Annotated in this window: 1 protein-coding gene; it reads right to left on the bottom strand. The window is 33.8% G+C overall.

Annotated elements, in window-relative coordinates; all coding sequences use genetic code 11:
• Positions 1-129 precede the first annotated feature (129 nt).
• A partial coding sequence (locus ACM6HU_RS26440) for an IS4 family transposase (protein ID WP_414848526.1) occupies positions 130-1,108 on the bottom strand: 979 nt, incomplete at its 5' end.

Raw genomic sequence — 1,108 nt, 5'->3', positions numbered from 1 at the left:
CATCGCTATCAAGCTAAGCTCATACAACGTTAATTATTATAGAGGTTGTTTCTTTTTTATAAAGATTATGTGTAGAGAATTTAAAGATTTGCATACGAAATAAACCCTATCGGGTTTCATTTTTTTGAATTAAGCCGCTTGATTATCAGACGTGGTACAATTGTAAACGACACCTAATATATCAAAGACTGTTTTCTTCTCATATCGATGAGATTTTCGCCCATTTTGCTGTAGGAGGTTGAACAGGCGAATTAGAATCTTTGATAGCTCTTGGGTGTCTTTCTGTATAGCTTGGAATAGAAGAAAAAAATAGTCTTTAATCATATAAATAGCTTTATATTCACTCAATTCTTGTTTCTTCTTCATAAGAAGTAACTTCCGCATTTGAAACATAATAGAAGAACAGAGTAGAATGGCAATCAGTTGCCCATACAAATGGCATTCTAATCGTTCTTGTTTTATCTTTTTACAATGATGAATGCAAAAGAATGATTTCCACGTTTTAAATAAAATTTCGATTTGCCAACGTAAAGAATACCAATCATGTACTTGTTCCATTGGTACAACATCTGTAGAAGTGTTTGTCATATATACATTGATACCACTGAGTCGTTTACTACGAGGAGAATACTTCATTCCTTTCTTTTTTTCTCTTACGGTTTGATCTTGTAGTCGTTTTTCTTGTTGTTCTTTTGTTAGTCGATGAACAATCACACGAGTTTGTACCTTATCCTTCATTCCTACATAAGCGTTGGATATTTCACATGTTTGTCCTGGCAGAAGAGAGTTCATTAAATCCTCCATATCTATTTGTATATACTCTGTACCTTTCTTGATTCTTCCATCTTTAAAATAATCAGGATTGGGATTTTTTTGATAAATACGTGTATTCGACTTGATACGAGAGATATAGTAAGCCTTTTTATCCTGTATATGTTGAAGATCTTTCAGATGAAAATATCCTAAATCTCGGATACATAAATCATTCGCTGTCACAGTTGGGACACACAGAGAACCGTAGGTTCGATCATGTTGTTTACCTGGACCGGTATGAATATGCAGGAACCGTCCACTTAATAAATCATATTCAAGCTGAATTTTCACCCCC

This window comes from Bacillus sp. IT-79MI2 (genome assembly GCF_949768135.1).
Classification (GTDB): Bacteria; Bacillota; Bacilli; order Bacillales; family Bacillaceae_G; genus Bacillus_A; species Bacillus_A pseudomycoides.
The sequence above is the reverse complement of the archived record's forward strand: the minus strand, read 5'-3'. Positions and strand labels throughout refer to the sequence as shown.